Source organism: Syntrophomonas palmitatica JCM 14374 (assembly GCF_001311885.1).
GTDB lineage: Bacteria > Bacillota > Syntrophomonadia > Syntrophomonadales > Syntrophomonadaceae > Syntrophomonas_A > Syntrophomonas_A palmitatica.
Window position 1 is genome coordinate 1 of the sequence record NZ_BBCE01000047.1, and the last position, 1,458, is coordinate 1,458.

General features: G+C 40.6%; 2 protein-coding genes. Both read right to left on the minus strand.

Going from position 1 to position 1,458, the window contains the following annotated elements:
* Positions 1-11: 11 nt before the first annotated feature.
* Positions 12-767 carry an IS21-like element helper ATPase IstB gene (gene istB, locus JCM14374_RS12805; protein ID WP_083454102.1) on the minus strand — a complete coding sequence of 252 codons (756 nt, stop codon included), beginning with the start codon at positions 765-767 and terminating at the stop codon, positions 12-14.
* Positions 755-1,458 (minus strand): Mu transposase domain-containing protein (locus tag JCM14374_RS13850; RefSeq protein ID WP_439646081.1); only part of this gene is annotated, 704 nt, incomplete at its 5' end. The genes istB and JCM14374_RS13850, both read right to left, overlap by 13 nt.

Genomic DNA, 1,458 nt, shown 5'->3' on the forward strand with positions numbered 1-1,458 from the left:
GCTCCCAGGGATTAACTAACAAAAATGGTTTTCCTGTTTTCTAATCTGTAACTTGGACCATCCAATGAAAATATCTCACACTGATGAGCCAAGCGGTCAAGGATGGCAGCTGTAATAATACTATCCCCCAGAAATTCGCTCCATTCCTCGAAATCCTTATTACTGGTTAATATGATTGATGTCTTGAGATACATCGCATTAACAAATTCATATAATTTATTAGCGTCTTGCTTGGAGATGGACAAAAAGCCCACCTCATCAAGGATAACCAGATCACTGTTCTTAATGGTTTTTACTCTTCTGGCAGCTCGGGTGCTAATTTCTGCTGTTTTAAGAAGCCGCATCAGTTCATCCAAAGTAACAAAAGATACATTGTATCCGGCTTCCACCGCTTTTAATCCCAATCCAACAGACAACCTGGTTTTACCCAAGCCTGTAGGTCCTAAGAACATAATGTTATACGCTTTCTCCAACCAGACCAATTCTGCTAACTGACGGATATGCGTTTTGTTGATGCCCCTAAAGCCTTTCCGCTGAAAATCAAAGCTTTCTAAATCCTCTATGTAGGGGAAACAAGCTGCTTTCAGCCTTTTTGCTCTTCCTTTGGCATTTCTGCCGTTGATCTCCGTCTGCAATAACTTATTCAATACTTCCAGGGGTGTATTTTCTGCCAATGCTGCTTCCGCAATAATAGACTCAAGACCAGCAGCAGCTTCAGAAAGACTCAGATGTCTTAACATTGATGCAACCATTGTTAGTTCAGCCATGGATCATTACCACCTTTCAAACTTCGAATCATTTCCTGCAAATCTCTCTTGGCTACTTCAACATCGGGTATAGCCGTCATTGTAGGTTTGCTTTGTATCGTTACAGGATCAGTTGAAAGAGGTACTTTCTTTAGGCCCTGGCTAAAATGGTTAAGTGCATCCTTGAAATCCACTGCACTGTACAGCTCGTTAATCAAGCAGTAATCTAATGCTGATGCAACTGCTTCCGGGTTATACTCACCCAGTAATTTTTCTATTAACAGGAATTGATCCCGGACATATCTTTTCTTTCTTGTATGTATCTCATTAAGAAATAATCCGGCCGCCTCTGAATCTGCAAACTTGGCTTTAAGGGAATCTTTCATCTCAGCTATCTTTATCTCTTTATTCCTGAGATGATCGTTGTTCTGTATCAGTTTTCCTTTTTCCAGGCATATTTTATGTTTGGCCAGCAGGATATCACAAAAGCCGGCATAGATGAGCAGTTCATCACCATCTATTTCAAGCTGGACATCATCATGTACTCCAAAACTTCCAGTAGGTACTGTATATCTGTTTCCTTCATACATGACGGTGTTGTCTTTTCTAACTTTTCGGATTACTATATTATCATCGGATTTTTTTATTCCGTATGATACCGGAGTGAGGTAGCCCTGTTCGATGGCAAATACCTCGGCCGGTATTTTCTTTG

What these genes read in the sequence shown, in the direction of transcription:
- istB (WP_083454102.1), bottom strand. Translation starts at nt 767, where the DNA reads ATGGCTGAACTAACAATGGTTGCATCAATGTTAAGACATCTGAGTCTT.